Annotated in this window: 13 protein-coding genes; 6 read left to right on the top strand and 7 right to left on the bottom strand. The window is 64.0% G+C overall.

Translation table 11 applies throughout. The annotated features are described in order from the left end of the window. The first annotated feature begins 154 nt into the window (after nt 1-154). The 4 genes from trmA (at nt 155) to KW825_RS14715 (ending at nt 3,839) form a co-directional block, all read left to right on the top strand. Nucleotides 155-1,261 carry a tRNA (uridine(54)-C5)-methyltransferase TrmA gene (gene trmA, locus KW825_RS14730; RefSeq protein ID WP_218329637.1) on the top strand — a complete coding sequence of 369 codons (1,107 nt, stop codon included), beginning with the start codon at nt 155-157 and terminating at the stop codon, nt 1,259-1,261. Between the two features lie 226 nt (nt 1,262-1,487). Continuing rightward, the gene (gene rstA, locus KW825_RS14725) at nt 1,488-2,192 is read left to right on the top strand and encodes a two-component system response regulator RstA (RefSeq protein ID WP_218329636.1); all 705 of its coding nucleotides are present in this window, start codon (nt 1,488-1,490) and stop codon (nt 2,190-2,192) included. 63 nt (nt 2,193-2,255) lie between these two features. Beyond that, nucleotides 2,256-3,581: a two-component system sensor histidine kinase RstB gene (gene rstB / locus KW825_RS14720; RefSeq protein ID WP_218329635.1), complete on the top strand. Its 1,326-nt coding sequence runs from the start codon at nt 2,256-2,258 to the stop codon at nt 3,579-3,581. Nucleotides 3,582-3,635: 54 nt separating this feature from the next. Continuing rightward, nucleotides 3,636-3,839, top strand: coding sequence for a hypothetical protein (locus KW825_RS14715; protein ID WP_218292070.1), 204 nt, complete (start codon nt 3,636-3,638; stop codon nt 3,837-3,839). A gap of 94 nt (nt 3,840-3,933) precedes the next feature. On the opposite strand, the gene KW825_RS14710 is transcribed toward KW825_RS14715, so the two are convergent. The 3 genes from KW825_RS14710 to rpmE all read right to left on the bottom strand — a co-directional run bounded on the left by KW825_RS14710 (nt 3,934) and on the right by rpmE (nt 7,122). Further along, nucleotides 3,934-5,178: a malic enzyme-like NAD(P)-binding protein gene (locus KW825_RS14710; protein ID WP_218329634.1), complete on the bottom strand. Its 1,245-nt coding sequence runs from the start codon at nt 5,176-5,178 to the stop codon at nt 3,934-3,936. Between the two features lie 178 nt (nt 5,179-5,356). Continuing rightward, nucleotides 5,357-6,790 carry a DUF2867 domain-containing protein gene (locus tag KW825_RS14705; RefSeq protein WP_218329633.1) on the bottom strand — a complete coding sequence of 478 codons (1,434 nt, stop codon included), beginning with the start codon at nt 6,788-6,790 and terminating at the stop codon, nt 5,357-5,359. Between the two features lie 116 nt (nt 6,791-6,906). After that, nucleotides 6,907-7,122, bottom strand: coding sequence for a 50S ribosomal protein L31 (rpmE, locus tag KW825_RS14700; RefSeq protein ID WP_042654428.1), 216 nt, complete (start codon nt 7,120-7,122; stop codon nt 6,907-6,909). Nucleotides 7,123-7,269: 147 nt separating this feature from the next. On the opposite strand from rpmE, the gene priA reads away from it, so the two are divergent. Continuing rightward, nucleotides 7,270-9,477: a primosomal protein N' gene (priA, locus tag KW825_RS14695; RefSeq protein WP_218329632.1), complete on the top strand. Its 2,208-nt coding sequence runs from the start codon at nt 7,270-7,272 to the stop codon at nt 9,475-9,477. A gap of 75 nt (nt 9,478-9,552) precedes the next feature. On the opposite strand, the gene ompA is transcribed toward priA, so the two are convergent. Then, nucleotides 9,553-10,674: a porin OmpA gene (gene ompA, locus KW825_RS14690; protein ID WP_218329631.1), complete on the bottom strand. Its 1,122-nt coding sequence runs from the start codon at nt 10,672-10,674 to the stop codon at nt 9,553-9,555. Nucleotides 10,675-11,175: 501 nt separating this feature from the next. Here ompA and KW825_RS14685 point away from each other — a divergent pair. Beyond that, the gene (locus KW825_RS14685; RefSeq protein WP_218329630.1) at nt 11,176-12,051 is read left to right on the top strand and encodes a DMT family transporter; all 876 of its coding nucleotides are present in this window, start codon (nt 11,176-11,178) and stop codon (nt 12,049-12,051) included. Nucleotides 12,052-12,090: 39 nt separating this feature from the next. Here the strand turns inward: KW825_RS14685 and ilvA are convergent, their stop codons facing one another. The 3 genes from ilvA to KW825_RS14670 form a co-directional block, all read right to left on the bottom strand. Continuing rightward, nucleotides 12,091-13,629, bottom strand: coding sequence for a threonine ammonia-lyase, biosynthetic (gene ilvA / locus KW825_RS14680; protein WP_218329629.1), 1,539 nt, complete (start codon nt 13,627-13,629; stop codon nt 12,091-12,093). A gap of 101 nt (nt 13,630-13,730) precedes the next feature. Beyond that, the gene (gene ilvD, locus KW825_RS14675; protein ID WP_218329628.1) at nt 13,731-15,572 is read right to left on the bottom strand and encodes a dihydroxy-acid dehydratase; all 1,842 of its coding nucleotides are present in this window, start codon (nt 15,570-15,572) and stop codon (nt 13,731-13,733) included. A gap of 147 nt (nt 15,573-15,719) precedes the next feature. Further along, nucleotides 15,720-16,652 carry a branched-chain amino acid transaminase gene (locus tag KW825_RS14670; RefSeq protein WP_218329627.1) on the bottom strand — a complete coding sequence of 311 codons (933 nt, stop codon included), beginning with the start codon at nt 16,650-16,652 and terminating at the stop codon, nt 15,720-15,722. Nucleotides 16,653-16,655 lie beyond the last annotated feature (3 nt).

Below are 16,655 nucleotides of genomic sequence, written 5' to 3'. Positions count from 1 at the left end.
CATGGTGGTGGATCGGTTATCGGCCTGACTGCACACTTCTTGACCATAAAAACTTGGAGAATCTGCGGCTGGCTTTTACAATCTGGCCCCTTTGGATGGCCTCTGGCCTTCCCCCGGTTTCTGTCCGGCCCTGCCCGGTGCATGCGAGGTATCAATGACCCAATCCCAGCGGACTCCCGCCGACTACCAGGCCCAGCTCGACGAGAAGAGCGCCCGCCTCACCGAGCTGTTCGCCGCTTGCAATCCGCCCGCGCTGGAGGTGCATGCCTCGCCCGCCGAGCACTACCGGATGCGCGCCGAGTTCCGCATCTGGCACGAGGGAGATGACCTCTTCCACTGCATGTATGCCCCGGCCACCAAGGAGATCATCCGGGTCGAGCAGTTCCCCACCGCCAGCCGCCTCATCAACCAGCTGATGCCGGTGCTGCTCGAGGGCCTGCGCCCGCACCCGGTGCTGCGCAAGAAGCTGTTCCAGATCGATTACCTCTCCACCCTCTCCGGCCAGCTGTGCGTCAGCCTGCTCTATCACCGTCGGCTCGAGGCGGAGTGGCAACCGGCCGCCGCGGCGCTGCAGGCCGAGCTGCGCGCCAAGGGCTTCGATCTGCGACTGATCGGCCGCGCCCACAAGCAGAAGATCTGCCTGGGGGAGGAGTTCGTCATCGAGCAGCTGACGGTGCAGGGCCGCCAACTCATCTACCAGCAGGTGGAGAACAGCTTCACCCAGCCCAACGCCGAGATTAACCAGCAGATGCTGGGCTGGGCGCTGGACGTGACCAGGGGGAGCGAGGGTGACCTGCTGGAGCTCTACTGCGGCAACGGCAACTTCTCCATCGCCCTGGCCCAGAACTTCCGCAAGGTGCTGGCCACCGAGATCGCCAAGCCGAGCGTGGATTCCGCCCAGTTCAACATCGCCGCCAACGGGGTGGACAACGTCATCATACTGCGCATGTCGGCGGAGGAGTTCACCATGGCGATGCGCGGCGAGCGGGAGTTCAACCGCCTCAAGGGGGTCGATCTCGCGAGCTACCAGTGCAACACCATCTTCGTCGACCCGCCCCGTGCCGGGCTCGACGACGCCACGGTCAAGCTGGTGCAGGAGTACGACAACATCCTCTACATCTCCTGCAACCCCGAGACCCTGCAGGCCAACATGCAGGTCCTCGGCGAGACCCACGAGATCGCCCGCTTCGCGCTGTTCGACCAGTTCCCCTGGACTCACCATATGGAAGCCGGGGTCTACTTGAAGCGCAAGGCGAGCTAATCCCGTTGGCAGGCCGCTTCGCCCGGTTCAAGCCGACCCCCTGGACCCACCATATGGAAGCCGGGGTCTACCTGCGCCGCAAGGCGAGCTAACGCAGGCGGCAGCAACCAATATGACGACAGGGCCCAAGGGCCCTGTTTGATTATTTATCCCGGTGCAGAGAGCGGGGGGAGCCGTTATGCTGGCGGCACGCGCATCCGCGCCATTGCCGGGGTGTCACGCCACCATGCCACGCGTTCTCTTTGTTGAAGATGATCCCGAGATAGGCCAGCTCATCAGCAGCTGGCTGGGCCGCCACGATATCGAGGTCCTGCTGGAGACCCGAGGCGATCTGGCGCTGGCCAGAGTCCTGGCCGAGCAGCCGGATCTGGTGCTGCTCGACATCATGCTGCCAGGTCAGGACGGGCTCTCCCTGTGCCGGGATCTGCGGCCGCGCTTCCAGGGCCCCATCGTCATGCTCACTTCGCTCGACAGCGACATGAACCAGATCCTCAGCCTGGAGCTGGGGGCCAACGACTACATCCTCAAGACCACGCCACCGCCCGTGCTGCTGGCCCGGCTGCGGGTCCAGTTCCGCCAGCAGGGGGCGCCAGCCGCGGCCGTGCCCAGCGCGCCGCCCCAGCGCCTGCAGTTCGGCCGCCTGCAGATCGACGGCCCGGGCCGGGACGTGCGGCTGGCTGGCGACAGCATCCCGCTCTCCACCGCCGACTTCGATCTGCTGTGGGAGCTGGCCTGCCACGCCGGCCAGATCCTGGGGCGGGAGGCGCTGTTTCGCAGCCTGCGAGGGCGCGACTACGACGGTCAGGATCGCAGCATGGACGTCGCCATCTCCCGCCTGCGGCGCCGGCTGGGGGATGACCCCAACAACCCGACCCGGATCAAGACGGTGCGCCAGAAGGGTTATCTGCTGGTCCCCCAGGCCTGGGACTGATCGAGCGCCTGGCGGCCCAGTGCCGACGGCCAGCCCCCACTTCTGCCCACAGGGAGAGCGCCAATGCGTCGCCTGTTTATCCAGTTCTACCTGTTGCTGATCGGCTGCTTCGGCCTCGCCATCCTGCTGATCGGCCTGGTCTATCAGGTCAGCGCCGAGCGGGCCGGTGACCGCTATCTTGAACACATGATGCAAGGCTCCCTTGGCCTGCTCACCGGCGAGCTGGCACGGCTGCCGGCCGAGCACTGGCCCGCCCGCATGGCGGAGCAGAGCCGTCAGCTCAACCTGCCGCTGCAGATAGGCCCCCTCGCCAACCAGCCGCTGGCCAGCGACGATCAGGCCTTCCTCGAGGCGGGCAACATCGTCATCGTCGAGGAGGACGACACCTTCCTGCAGCGCATTCCCAAGACCGATCAGGTGCTGATCGTCGGCCCGGTGCCCTACCTCTCCTACCTGCACGAGCTGCACTGGGTCGATGTAGGCCTGCTGCTGCTCATCGGCCTCTCCCTCGGCCTGCCCATCCTGCTCTGGCTGCGGCCCCACTGGCGCGGCCTGCAGCAGCTGGAGCAGACCGCGCGCCGGGTCGGCGACGGCGATCTCTCCAGCCGCACCGGTCTGTCCGCCGGCAGCAGCCTGGCCAGGGTCGGTCGCACCTTCGATCAGATGGCCGAGCAGTTGCAGGCCATGCTGGCCAGCCGCAAGCAGCTGACCGACGCCATCGCCCACGAGCTGCGCACCCCCCTGGTCAGGCTGCGCTACCGGCTCGCCATGCTGGAGCCACCGCCGAGCGAGGTGGATCGGCAGGGGCTGGAGCGCGACCTCGGGGCGCTGGACTCCCTCATCGAGGAGATGCTCACCTACGCCCGCCTCGATCGCCCGTCCCTGCCGCTGCAGTGCAGCGCGCTGGAGCTGGGTGGCTGGGCCCGGGAGCGGCTGGGGGACTGGCAGGCCCTGCGGCCGGACAAGCGACTCGACTTCGCTATCCCCCCGGGGCCACTGCCCTGGCGGGGGGATGCCAGGCTGCTGGAGCGGGCGCTGGAGAACCTCATCGGCAATGCCCTGCGCCACGCGGCCGGCCGGGTGAGCCTGAGCATGGCGCGGCAACAGGATGACTATCTGCTGATGGTGAGCGACGACGGCCCCGGCATAGAGCCCGCGCTCGCGCCCCAGATCTTCGAGCCCTTCGTGCGACTGGATCAGAGCCGGGACAGGCGCACCGGCGGGGCCGGGCTCGGGCTCGCCATAGTGCGCAGCATAGCCCGCCACCACGGCGGCGAGGTGCAGCTGTTGCCTGCGGCGAGCGGCACCTGCTTCTGCCTGCGGCTGCCGGTACATTTGGATACAAACCGTCACCAGCCACTCACTGAAGCGGATCGGGAACAGCCCTAGGATGAAGCCATGGAGAAAAGCTCCATACCATCAACCCGAACGAGGAACTGGAATATGAACAAGCTGATCCCCCTGAGTCTGGCCGCTGTCTTCGCCCTGACCTCCGGCTTCACCATGGCCGCCACCGCCACCCCGGCGACGCCGGCCACCCATGCGACTCAGACCAAGGTCGTGAAAAAACACCACCACAAGGCAGCCCACACCGCCGTCGCACCTACCGCCAAGGCCAAACCCACTGCTGCTGCACCCAAGGCCTGATAACAACAGTTCGGCTTTGCCTTAACGAGAAGGGGCCCCAATACGGGGCCCCTTCTGTTGTTACCGCTGGCGAGCCTGGGGCCCGCTTCGCGATTCAGTCCAGCATGTAGTCCGCCGGCAGCGCGACGCGCGCCACCCCCGACTCGACCGCGGCCAGCGCCACGGCGCGGGCCACCCGCGGCAACAGGCGGGCATCCATCGGCTTGGGAATGACGTAATCCTTGCCGAAGCACAGCTCGCTCACCCCGGCGGCAGTCAGCACCTCGGCCGGCACCGGCTCCTTGACCAGGCCGCGAATGGCCTCCACCGCGGCGATCTTCATGGCGTCGTTGATGCGGCTGGCGCGGGCGTCCAGCGCGCCGCGGAAGATGAAGGGGAAGCAGAGCACGTTGTTGATCTGGTTCGGATAATCGGAGCGGCCCGTGCCCATGATGAGGTCATCGCGCACCGAGTGCGCCAGCGACGGCTTGATCTCGGGATCCGGGTTGGAGCAGGCGAAGATCACCGGGCGCGGCGCCATCAGGGCCACCGCCTCGGCCGGCAGCACGTCCGGGCCCGAGACGCCGACGAACACATCGGCCCCCTCGATCGCCTCCATCAGGGTGCGCAGTGGGGTGTCGTTGGCGAAACGTTGCTTGTACTGGTTCAGATCGGTGCGACCACTGTGGATCACCCCCTGCCGATCCAGCATGAAGATGTGCTCGGGGCGGGCGCCGCACTTGATCAGCAGATCCATGCAGGCGGTGGCGGCCGCGCCGGCGCCCATGCAGACGATGCGGCTCTGCTCGATGCGCTTGCCCTGCACTTCCAGCGCGTTGAGCAGGCCGGCGGCGGTGACGATGGCGGTGCCGTGTTGATCATCGTGGAACACCGGGATGTCGCAACGGGCGATCAGCGCCTGCTCGATCTCGAAGCACTCCGGCGCCTTGATGTCTTCCAGGTTGATGCCGCCGAAGGTGTCGGCGATGGCAGCCACAGTGTCGATGAACTGCGCGCTGGTCTCGTGCTTGACCTCGATGTCGATGGCGTCGATGCCGGCGAAGCGCTTGAACAGCAGGGCCTTGCCCTCCATCACCGGCTTGGAGGCCAGCGGGCCCAGATTGCCCAGCCCCAGGATGGCGGTGCCGTTGGAGATGACGGCCACCAGATTGCCCTTGCCGGTGTAGCGGTAGGCATCTTCCGGGTTGGCGGCGATCTCGCGCACCGGCTCGGCGACGCCCGGGCTGTAGGCCAGCGCCAGATCATGGGCGGTTTCGGCAGGCTTGGTGAGGGCGATGGCAATCTTGCCGGGAACGGGCTGGGCGTGGTAATCGAGCGCTTGCTGACGCAGATCGGACATGGGGGACCCCGATACGGAAATGAATGTAGTGGTGCATGGCTCGCCGACGGCGAGGGCTGGGGATCATAAAGAAAACCAGCGGGCTTTCACAGTAGAAAATATTGCCACGAGCCACTGACATGCCAGTTACTAGCATGTCACACCAACTACAAATACCCATTTAGTTATAGATATGGTTTCAGTCCATCACGGGTATGCCGGCCCGCGCCTCCGCCTGACGGGCGATGGCCTCCGTCATCCCCTGGAAGATGAACAGGTGGAACGGCAGCATGGCGAGCCAGTAGGCCAGCCCCCAGGCGCCCTGCGGATGCCAGTGGGCGGTCACCTTGAGCCGGGTCAGGCCGGACTCCTCCGGCAAGATGTTGAACTCCAGCCGCCCCACCCCGGGAGCCTTCATGTTGAACAGCAGATCCAGCCTGCGCCCCTCGTCCACCCCGAGGATCTGCCAGGAGTCCAGCATGTCCCCCTTCACGAAGCGATCCGGGTTGGTGCGGCCGCGGGTGCGGGCCGGGCCACCGATCAGGTGATCCATCCACTCGCGCACCACCCACAGCTCGTTCATGTAGAAGTAGCGCTGCTCGCCCCCCAGCTGCTGCAGCACCTGCCACACCACCTCAGGGCTGGCGAGGCAGACCGCCTCCCCGCTGGCGGTGCGATCATAGAAACCGTATTCGGGATGGCGCCAGCGCAGGCCCAGCGGCGTCTCCTCCCCCTGCTGCTCGGCCCCGAGTCGCTGCTCCAGCGCCAGGGTCTCGGTCAGCGCCTCGTCGAAGCTGAGCAGGGTCTGGGGCAGCAGGCTCTGCAGTTGGCCCCCCTCGGCCGGGATGTCGTGCTTGAGGCCGCCCACCAGCGCCTTGGCCACCGGCTGGGGCACCGAGGTGGCAAATTGCAGCCACCAGGCGGAGAGCCTTGGGCTCAGGAAGGGGATGGGGATGACCGGGAAGCGCTTGCCGATATGGGCGGCGAACTTCTGCAACTGCTGCTGATAGCTGAGCAGTTCGGGGCCCACGGCGTTCAGCACCAGGCCATCCACCCCCTCGGCCTCCACCAGCCCGCCCAGGTAGTGCAGCAGGTTGGACAAGGCGATGGGCGGCGTGCGGGAGCGCACCCACTTGGGAGTGACCATCATCGGCAGGTTGAACACCAGATCCCGCATCACCTCGAAGGCGGCGGAGCCGGGCCCTATGATGATGCCGGCCCGCAGCTCCACCGTCGGCACCCCCGCCTCGCGAAACAGCTCGCCACAATGGCGGCGGGAGTTGAGGTGGCGGCTGTTGCAGCGCTCCGGCTGGATGGCGCCCAGATAGATGATGCGGCGCACCCCGGCGGCGCGGGCGGCGGCGGCGAAGTTCTTCACCCCCTGCTGCTCCAGCCGGTGGAAACCCGCTCCGGCACCCATGGCGTGCACCAGATAGAAGACGGTGTCGACCCCGGCCAGGGCGGGCAGCAGGGTGATGGGCTTGAGGCTGTCGGCGAGGCGAAACTCGACCCCCTCCGGCAGCCGGCAGGGGCGGCGGGCCCCGGCGATCACCCGGTAGCCCAGCGTTTGCAGGTGGGGCACCAGATAAGATCCGATATAACCGGCCGCCCCCATCACCAGACATGTGCGCATCTGTTCTTCTCCCATGATTGAGCCAACACCATAGGGCAAACCGCTTCAATACAGAACGCCAACCAATAAAAAAGGCGCCCGATGGGCGCCTTTTTCAGAATTCTTCAGAAGTAAGATTACTTCTTGGCAGTCAGACCACCGAAACGCTTGTTGAACTTGTCTACGCGGCCGCCGCTAGAAACTTCTTTCTGCTTGCCGGTATAGAACGGGTGGCACGCGGAACACACGTCCAGGCTCAGATCTTTACCCAGGGTAGAGAAAGTGTTGATGACGTTACCGCAAGAGCACTTGGCGGTGATGGCGACGTACTCAGGATGGATATTAGCTTTCATGGACAACCTCGATTATCAGGCCGTGTCGCCATCCGATCTCTTGTCGGACACCACACGATTGTTGAACACAGTTTCAAAGGCTGCGAATAATATAGGAAATGCCTGAGTTCAGGCAAGTGGCTTCGCAGAAAAAATAGGCAACCCCTGGTGGATTCATCGCAAACGCTTGATCTGGTTCGTGTCGCTGTGCCGGTACCCTTACGCCGTCATTTCGACTATCTCTCCCCCCTGCCCCTGCCTGCGCCCGGTTGTCGGGTCGAGATCCCCTTCGGCCCCCAGACCCTGGTCGGCCTGGTGGTGGCCCATCCTGGCGAGAGTCAGGTGCCCCGCACCAAACTCAAGCCCATCAAACGGGTGCTGGACAGCGCGCCTGTGCTGGGCCCGGACATACTGGCGTTGATGGAGTGGAGTGCCAACTACTACCAGCATCCGCTGGGCGAGGTGCTGCCCCACGCCCTGCCGGTGCTGGTGCGCAAGGGCGAGCCCGCCGCCTACCGGGAGCTGGAGTTCTGGTTTGCTACCGACGCCGGGATAGCGATCGATCTCAACGATCTCAAGCGCGCCGCCAAGCAGCAGCAGGCCCTGGCCCTGCTGCGCAAGGGGCCGCAGACCCCCTCCGCGCTCAAGCAGGAGGAGATCCAGAGTGCGGCGCTCACCGCGCTGGAGAAGAAGGGGCTGCTGGAGAGACGCAGCCTGGAGCCGAGTCATGAGGGGGACTGGGCGAGCCGGTTCGAGGCGGGCGAGGGGCTGCGCCTCAACGGCGAGCAGGCGCTGGCGGTCTCCGCCATCACCAGCCAGAGCGACCAGTTCGGCGCCTTCCTGCTGGACGGTATCACCGGCTCCGGCAAGACCGAGGTGTACTTAAGCATCCTCGAGCCCCTGCTCAGGGCGGGCAAACAGGCGCTGGTGATGGTGCCGGAGATCGGCCTCACCCCCCAGACCATCAACCGCTTCCGGCGCCGCTTCCAGGTGCCCGTGGTGGCGATGAACTCCGCCATGAACGACAGGGAGCGGCTCGATGCCTGGCTCGCCTGCCGCGATGGTGGCGCCGCCATCCTGATCGGCACCCGCTCCGCGGTGTTCACCCCCTTCAAGGATCTCGGCATCATCATCATCGACGAGGAGCACGACGGCTCCTTCAAGCAGCAGGACGGCTTCCGCTATCACGCCCGGGATCTCGCGGTGATGCGCGCCCATCGCGCCGGCATCCCCATATTGCTCGGCTCGGCCACCCCCTCGCTGGAGACGCTGCACAACGCCCGCAGCGGCAAGTATCACCACCTCAGCCTGACCCGGCGCGCCGGCAACGCCCAGACCGCCCGTCAGGTGATCCTCGACATCAAGAGCGTGCGGCTGCAGGCCGGGCTCTCCCCCCAATTGGAGCAGCTGATGGCGGAGCACCTGGCGGCCGGCAACCAGGTGATGCTGTTTCTCAACCGCCGCGGCTATGCCCCGTCACTTATCTGCCACCAGTGCGGCTGGAGCGCCGCCTGCGAACGCTGCGACGCCTGGTACACCTGGCATCAGGCCGGGCGCCGGCTGCACTGCCACCACTGCGACAGCATACGCCCGCTGCCCCACCACTGCCCGGAGTGCGGCAGCAACGAGCTGATCGGTTCCGGAGTTGGCACAGAACAGCTTGAGCAGCTGCTCACCACCGTTTTCCCCCAGTACCCTGTGGTCCGTATCGACCGGGACAACACCCGCCGTAAAGGCGAGCTGGAGACCCATCTCGGCGACATCAAGGCGGGCAAGTACAAGATCCTGATCGGCACCCAGATGCTGGCCAAGGGCCACCACTTCCCGGATGTGACTCTGGTCGGCCTGCTGGATGTGGATGGTGCCCTGTTCAGCGCCGATTTTCGCGCCGCCGAGAAGCTGGCCCAGCTCTACACCCAGGTGGCAGGCCGCGCCGGGCGCGCCAGCAAGCCAGGGTTGGTGGTGCTGCAGAGCCACCACCCGGAGCACGCCCTGCTGCAGGATCTGACCCAGAACGGCTACGGTCACTTCGCCGACACGGCACTCAAGGAGCGCCGCCTGCTGGGGCTGCCGCCGTTCAGCTATCAGGGGCTGTTCCGGGCCGAGGCCAACGGCCGCGACGAGGTGCAGCTGTTCCTCGGCCGGCTCGCCGAGACCCTGCGCAGCGCCCAGTATCCCCATGTGCAGGTGCTGGGGCCCATCAGCGGCTTCATGGAACGCAAGGCGGGCAAGTTCAGGATGCAGCTGCTGGTGCAGGGGCCTAACCGGGCCCCCTTGGCGCAGCTGCTGGATTGGGCGGTCAAAGAGCTGGACGGCTGGCCCGAGACCAAGAAGGTGCGCTGGAGCCTGGATATAGACCCCACCGAGTTGAACTAAGTTGAACCCGGTGCGGGCGAACCGACAGATACAACAAGGGGGCCTGCGCCCCCTTGTTGTATCTGCAGCAGCCCCTTATTGCGCGGGCTGGGAGACCCCCTCCAGCCGCACCTCGACCCGGCGATCCGGCGCCAGACAGGCGATCAGCGCCTGCCTCGACTGCTCGCCACAACTGCCCCCGGTTACCGGGGCCGACTCACCGCGCCCCTCGGCCCGTACCTTGTCGGCAAACAGCCCCTTGGCGACCAGATAGTCGGCCACGCTGCGGGCGCGCTGTTCAGACAGGGACTGGTTGTAGGCATCGGACCCCAGCCTGTCGGTATGACCGATCACGGTCGCGACCCCGTCTTTCGGGTTGGCGGCCACTATCTGGGCGAACAGGCTATCCAGCGCCTGGCTCGCCTCGGGTCTCAGGGTCGCCTTGTTGAACTCGAACAGCACATCCGAGTTCAGGCTGAACTGCTTCTCGACCAGCACGGGCGCCACGACAGCGGCGGGGGGTGGGGTCGGGGCCACGGGTTCGTCGCCGATCTGGTTGAAGTGATAGACCATGCCGACCGCCAGCAGCCCGTTGTCCAGCTCTATGCCGGACTCATCGAGCGAGGTCTTGCCGAGCGGAGTGGTGTACTGGTATTCGAGGCGGGCGGACCAATCCTTGTCGATGGCATATTCCAGACCGAGTGCGCCGACGAAGGCGGCGCCGTGATACTTGCCGCCGCCCGACTCGGAGAGGTTGCTGGTGCCATCGTTGGCCCAGGCGCTGATGGAGCTATCGGTCCAGGCGTAGGCCCCCCCCAGCCGGCCATAGATGTCCAGGGCCTCGGTCGCCGGGAAGCCGATCTTCATGGTGGCCTGGATCATCTGCGCCTTGGCCTCCCCATCCAGTCCCGCCTCGACCCCGTTGCTGCTGAAGCGCTGATCGACCTGATACTTGCCGAGCCAGTCATACCCCAGCTCGACGGCCACATTCCTGTTGACCTGATAGCCCACGAAGGCGCCAAGGCCGAGGTCACTGTGATCCTGACCGGGATCGAAGGTATCGAGCACCTCCTTGACCTGATCGTCGTAATCCACCCCGTAGAAATTGGACCAACCGGCCTTGCCACCGGCATACCAGGTGTTGTCTTGCGGCGCGGCCTGCAGCGCCCCCGTAGCCATCAGACCACCGATCAGGACGGCGAGCATAGATTTGTTCATGGATGAGCCCCTGCAATGAATTGTTATGACGCGCTGGCGTCTCTCTTCCCTGACGAGGCCCAGAACCCAAGCCTCACACTGAGATTATCCCATCTGTCACTAGCCTCAAATGACAAAACTCTCGGGAGTGTGAGCTCGCTTACATTCTGAGACCAAGGCGGCCTTCTTCCTGATATTCAAGGAAATAGACCCCATTCGCCCAGTACCCTGTCGTCCTTTGATCATGGCTGCATTGCATATGCCAGACCATAATCAAATCCGTTTGACCCCCATCAATCGTTCGGATAACATCCAAATAATAATGATGTTATCCGCATAGGAATGTCTCGATGTATTTATGACAAGGGGCATTTGATGGGATACGCCTGCCAAAGACAAATACCAATAAATGTCTAGTGATTGGTTCCGTGCCTCGTACGCGCCCAAGACCGCAGAATAAATATGACTCACTCAGCGGTGAAACTGTATTACACCATGAATCGATAACAGGCACCTGGACACATGAACTATCTGGAACGATTAGCTCCTATTTTATTTTTATTGATGTGGAGTAGTGGTGCCATCTTCGTCAAGATGGGATTGGAGAACGCATCTGTGTGGTCCTTCCTGACCCTTAGGGCTACAGGTGCATTTCTACTGATGGGGATGATCTATCTCTGTTTTAAAATAAAGAGTAAAACAAAATTAACACCAAGCATACTTGCCAGAGTGGTGGTAACAGGCCTCCTGTTGCAAGTCTTCTACCAAGCCTTTTATTTCTTGTCCATTCGTTATGAACTCTCGCCGGGTCTGGTCTCCATCGTCCTCGGTTTGCAACCCATTCTGACCATATTGCTCGGTGGAGATAAGGCATCACCCTATACACTACTGATTCTTATGATCGGCTTCTCAGGCCTGGGACTTGCGATCTTTGGAGCCAAAGATGTCAGTCATGTCACTCCCTTGGGTGTTATCTTTGCGCTCCTCTCGGTAATGGCAATCAGCATAGGTTCTCTCTGCCAGAAGACGATCCCCATGACACCACTGGAGTCAGGCATGATCCAGAATGGTTGTGCCTCCATCGTCTTCGTAGCCACTTCCCTCGTTATCGGATGGCATGTGAACTGGACCCCAAACTTCGTCTTCTCCTTATCATGGATGATAGTGGTCGTTTCCACCGGGGCCGTATTACTGTTGTTCTATATGATCCAGAGAAACTCGGCGAGCAAGGTCAGCGTCCTCTTCTATCTGGTGCCAATATTAACCATGCTCTTTGATTTCATTGCTTTCGATACTGAAATTACAACAACAACTATTATGGGGGCACTAATAGTCATCGCCTCTATCAAGCTATTCAATCTACCAACTCGGCGCACATCTGAAAAAGTGCTCTCGTGAAAATATAAAAGAGGGAAGTTGATACTTCCCTCTTTTTAATCACTTCATGCGTTCATCGCCACTCGCCAGGAACAGCCGGTAGGCGGGATCGTCGCTCACCTCCTTCCAGCCGTAGCCAATCTCGTGCAGGTAGTCGTGGAAGGCGGCCACGTCTTCATCCGGCAGCTCGAAGGCGCAGAGCACCCGGCCATAGTCGGCACCGTGGTTGCGGTAGTGGAACAGGCTGATGTTCCAGCGACAGCCGAGGGTCTCCAGGAAGCGCATCAGGGCGCCCGGCTGCTCCGGGAACTTGAAGCTGTAGAGGCGTTCACCGAGGGGCCGGGCCGGGCGGCCGCCAATCATGTAGCGCACGTGGTTCTTGGCCAGCTCGCTCTCTGTCATGTTGACCACGGGGTAACCGTTGCCACCAAGTTGATCGATGATCTGGCCGAGCTCCTCGTCGCCGCCGGTGAGGCGCACCGACACGAACAGCGAGGCCTGCACGGCATCCGCGTAGCGATAGTTGAACTCGGTCACCATGCGTGGCCCGAGCTGGCGGCAGAAGTCGAGGAAGGCCCCCTTGCGCTCGGGGATGGTCACCGCCAGCATGCCCTCGCGCTTCTCGCCGATCTCGCAGCGCTCCGACACGTAACGCAGGCTGTGGAAGTTGACGTTGGCGCCGGACAGTATGGCCGCCATCCGGCCGCCCTTGACCTGCTCCCGCTCGCTGTAGGCCTTGAGCCCGGCCAGCGACAGGGCACCCGACGGCTCGGCGATGGCGCGGCAGTCGTCGAAGATGTCTTTCAGCGCGGCGCAGATCTGGTCGTTAGAGACGGTCACCACCTCGTCCAGATACTGGTTGCACAGGCGGAAGGTCTCCTCGCCGATGCGCCTGACCGCCACCCCGTCCGCAAACAGCGAGACCCGCTCCAGGTTGACCGGCTCACCGGCCGCCAGCGCGGCCTTGAGGCAGGCGGAGCCCTCGGCTTCCACCCCGATCACCTTCACGTCCGGCAGCAGTTGCTTGATGTAGACCGCCACCCCGGCGGCCAGGCCGCCGCCGCCCACCGGCACGAAGACGTGGGTGAGGTGTGTATCCTGCTCCAGCAGTTCCTTGCCGATGGTGCCCTGGCCCGCGATCACCTCGACGTCGTCGAACGGCGGTATCAGGGTGTAGCCCTCCAGTTCGGCGAGGCGGCGACTCTCGCCGTAGGCCTCGTCGAAGCTGTTGCCAAACAGCAGCACGTTGCCGCCCAGGCGGCGCACCGCATCGATCTTGATGTCCGGCGTGGTCTTGGGCATCACTATGATGGCCTTGATGCCGAGCTTGGCGGCCGACAGGGCGACCCCCTGAGCGTGGTTGCCGGCCGAGGCCGCCACCACGCCATTCGCCTTCTGCTCAGCGCTTAAGGTCGCGATCTTGTGATAGGCACCGCGTAGCTTGAAGGAGTGCACCGGTTGCAAGTCTTCCCGCTTGAGGGAGACCTGGTTGCCGAGCCGCTCGGAGAGCTTCTTGAGGGTCTGCAGAGGCGTCACCCGCGCCGCCTCGTAGACGGGGGAGAGCAACACCTTGCGTAGATAATCTGCCGCTGAAACCATGTCCTATTCCTCCAGCTTGCTTAAATCACGTACCGCACCTTTGTCGGCACAGGAGGAGGCGAGCAGCACTTTGCATGAATGATTTGTCGTCGCGCTCATCATCACTCCTCCAGCTTGCTTAAATCGCGCACCGCGCCTTTATCTGCGCTGGTGGCGAGCATGGCGTAGGCACGCAGGGCGTAGGAGACCTGACGCTGACGGTTCAGCGGTTTCCAGCCACGGGCCTCGACGGCGGCGCGGCGCGCAGCCAGCACGCTGTCAGCGACTTCCAGCACCATGCTGCGGGCCGGGATGTTGATGTTGATGATGTCGCCATCCTCCACCAGGCCTATGGTGCCGCCGGAGGCCGCCTCGGGGGAGACGTGACCGATGGAGAGGCCCGAGGTACCGCCGGAGAAACGACCGTCGGTGATCAGCGCGCAGGCCTTGCCGAGGCCCATGGATTTGAGATAGGTGGTGGGGTAGAGCATCTCCTGCATGCCGGGGCCGCCCTTGGGCCCTTCGTAGCGGATCACCACCACCTCACCAGCCTGCACAGTGCCATCCAGGATGCCGGCCACCGCCGTGTCCTGGCTCTCGAACACCCGGGCCGGGCCGCGGAAGCAGAGGTTCTCTTCATCCACCCCGGCGGTCTTGACGATGGCGCCGTTCAGGGCAAGGTTGCCGGAGAGCACGGCCAGGCCGCCTTCCAGGCTGTAGGCGTTGTCCAGGGAGCGGATGCAGCCCTCGGCACGGTCCAGATCCAGCTCGGGCCAGCGGCAGCTCTGGCTGAACGCCTTGGTGGTGCGGATCCCGGCCGGGCCGGCGCGATAGAAGTCGTGCACCGCCTTGTCATCGCAGCGGCTGACGTCGTACTGCTCCAGCAGCTCGTGCAAGCTGGTGCCGAGCACGTTGCGGGTGTCGCCGTGCACCAGCCCGGCCTTCTCCAGCTGGCCCAGGATGGCGACCACGCCACCGGCGCGGTGCACGTCTTCCATGTGGTACTTCTGGGTCGAGGGCGCGACCTTGCACAGCTGGGGCACCCGGCGGGACATGCGATCGATGTCAGTCATGGTGAAGTCCACCCCGGCCTCCTGGGCCGCCGCCAGCAGGTGCAGCACGGTATTGGTGGAGCCGCCCATGGCGATGTCCAGCGCCATGGCGTTCTCGAACGCCGCCTTGGTGGCGATGTTGCGCGGCAGGGCGCTCTCGTCATCCTGCAGGTAGTAGCGGTTGGCCAAAGCGACGATGCGCTGGCCGGCCAGCTTGAACAGCTGCTCCCGATCGGAGTGAGTCGCCAGCATGGAGCCGTTGCCCGGCTGGGAGAGGCCCAGCGCCTCGGTCAGGCAGTTCATGGAGTTGGCGGTGAACATGCCGGAGCAGGAGCCACAGGTGGGACAGGCGCTGCGCTCTATCTGATCGCTCTGGGCGTCGGACACCTTGGGGTCGGCGCCCTGGATCATGGCGTCCACCAGATCCAGCTTGATGATCTGATCCGACAGCTTGGTCTTGCCCGCCTCCATGGGGCCGCCGGAGACGAAGATCACCGGGATGTTGATGCGCAAGGCGGCCATCAGCATCCCCGGGGTGATCTTGTCGCAGTTGGAGATGCAGACCATGGCGTCGGCGCAGTGGGCATTGACCATGTACTCCACAGAATCGGCGATCAATTCGCGGGAGGGCAGCGAATAGAGCATGCCGCCGTGGCCCATGGCGATGCCGTCATCCACGGCTATGGTGTTGAATTCCTTGGCGACGCCACCGGCCGCCTCGATCTCCCGGGCCACCAGCTGGCCGAGATCCTTGAGGTGCACGTGACCGGGCACGAACTGGGTGAAGGAGTTGACCACGGCGATGATGGGCTTGCCGAAATCCTGGTCGGTCATGCCGGTGGCGCGCCAGAGGGCACGAGCCCCGGCCATGTTACGTCCGTGGGTGGTGGTGGCGGATCTCAACTTCGGCATTGTCTCTACTCCCTGAATACATGAGCCCGGTTGGGCAAATTAGTGATGCAAAACTGTCACTGCAAATCGGTTGTGGCAAGGGACCTGCCCTTGCCATAGCCGACTCTGGTCTGAGAGCGGGCGACGGATCGCCCGCTCAGCCTTCGATCAGTCGTTGACCGGGGTCAGCCAACCCCACTTGTCCTCGGTCTGGCCGTTGAACAGGCCGAAGAAGGCATTCTGCAGCCGCTCGGTCACGGGGCCACGGCTCCCGGCCCCGACTTTCATCCGATCCACCGATCGCACCGGGGTCACCTCGGCGGCGGTGCCGGTCATGAAGATCTCGTCTGCCACATACAGCGCTTCGCGCGGCAGCGCCTGCTCACGCACCTCATAACCCAGATCTTTGGCCAGCGTCATTATGGTGTCGCGGGTGATGCCGGGCAGGATGGCGGCGGTGGCGGGCGGGGTGAACAGCACACCGTTCTTCACCAGGAACAGGTTCTCCCCGGCCCCCTCGCTCAGATAGCCGTTCACGTCCAGCGCCAGCCCCTCGGCGAAGCCGTTGCGCTTGGCCTCCCGGCTGATCAGCTGGGATGAGAGATAGTTGCCGCCGGCCTTGGCACCGGTGGGGATGGTGTTGGGCGCGAGCCGGCTCCAGGAGGTGACGCACACATCCACCCCGTTTTTGAGCCCCTCCTCACCGAGGTAGGCGCCCCAGGGCAGCGCGGCGACCATGAGATCCGCCTTGGCATCCAGCGGCGGATGCAGCCCCAGCCCCACGTTGCCGACAAAGGCCAGCGGGCGCAGATAGCCGCTTTTGAGGCCGTTCTCGCGCACCACGGTGCGGCAGGCGTCATTCACCTCGGCCTCGCTGTAGGGCACGTCCATCCAGTAGATCTTGGCGGAGTCGAACAGGCGACGGGTGTGCTCCTGCAGGCGGAAGATGCAGGTTCCCCTGGGGGTGTCGTAGGCACGCACTCCCTCGAACACCGAGGAGCCGTAGTGCAGGGCGTGGCTCATGACGTGGACCTGGGCATCTTGCCAGGGCACCAGTTTGCCGTTGAACCAGATGTACTGGGGGTGGGAAGGCTGTGACATTGG

The sequence above is a fragment of the Aeromonas sp. sif2433 genome, from assembly GCF_019218705.1.
Classification (GTDB): Bacteria; Pseudomonadota; Gammaproteobacteria; order Enterobacterales; family Aeromonadaceae; genus Aeromonas; species Aeromonas encheleia.
Note: the sequence above shows the minus strand (reverse complement) of the source record. Positions and strands in the feature narration are given on the sequence as shown.

Excerpts from the sequence above, each read along its gene's own strand:
- trmA (WP_218329637.1), top strand. The coding sequence starts at position 155 with ATGACCCAATCCCAGCGGACTCCCGCCGACTACCAGGCCCAGCTCGAC.
- rstA (WP_218329636.1), top strand. The coding sequence starts at position 1,488 with ATGCCACGCGTTCTCTTTGTTGAAGATGATCCCGAGATAGGCCAGCTC.
- rstB (WP_218329635.1), top strand. The coding sequence starts at position 2,256 with ATGCGTCGCCTGTTTATCCAGTTCTACCTGTTGCTGATCGGCTGCTTC.
- KW825_RS14715 (WP_218292070.1), top strand. The coding sequence starts at position 3,636 with ATGAACAAGCTGATCCCCCTGAGTCTGGCCGCTGTCTTCGCCCTGACC.
- KW825_RS14710 (WP_218329634.1), bottom strand. The coding sequence starts at position 5,178 with ATGTCCGATCTGCGTCAGCAAGCGCTCGATTACCACGCCCAGCCCGTT.
- KW825_RS14705 (WP_218329633.1), bottom strand. The coding sequence starts at position 6,790 with ATGCGCACATGTCTGGTGATGGGGGCGGCCGGTTATATCGGATCTTAT.
- rpmE (WP_042654428.1), bottom strand. The coding sequence starts at position 7,122 with ATGAAAGCTAATATCCATCCTGAGTACGTCGCCATCACCGCCAAGTGC.
- ompA (WP_218329631.1), bottom strand. The coding sequence starts at position 10,674 with ATGAACAAATCTATGCTCGCCGTCCTGATCGGTGGTCTGATGGCTACG.
- KW825_RS14685 (WP_218329630.1), top strand. The coding sequence starts at position 11,176 with ATGAACTATCTGGAACGATTAGCTCCTATTTTATTTTTATTGATGTGG.
- ilvA (WP_218329629.1), bottom strand. The coding sequence starts at position 13,629 with ATGGTTTCAGCGGCAGATTATCTACGCAAGGTGTTGCTCTCCCCCGTC.
- ilvD (WP_218329628.1), bottom strand. The coding sequence starts at position 15,572 with ATGCCGAAGTTGAGATCCGCCACCACCACCCACGGACGTAACATGGCC.
- KW825_RS14670 (WP_218329627.1), bottom strand. The coding sequence starts at position 16,652 with ATGTCACAGCCTTCCCACCCCCAGTACATCTGGTTCAACGGCAAACTG.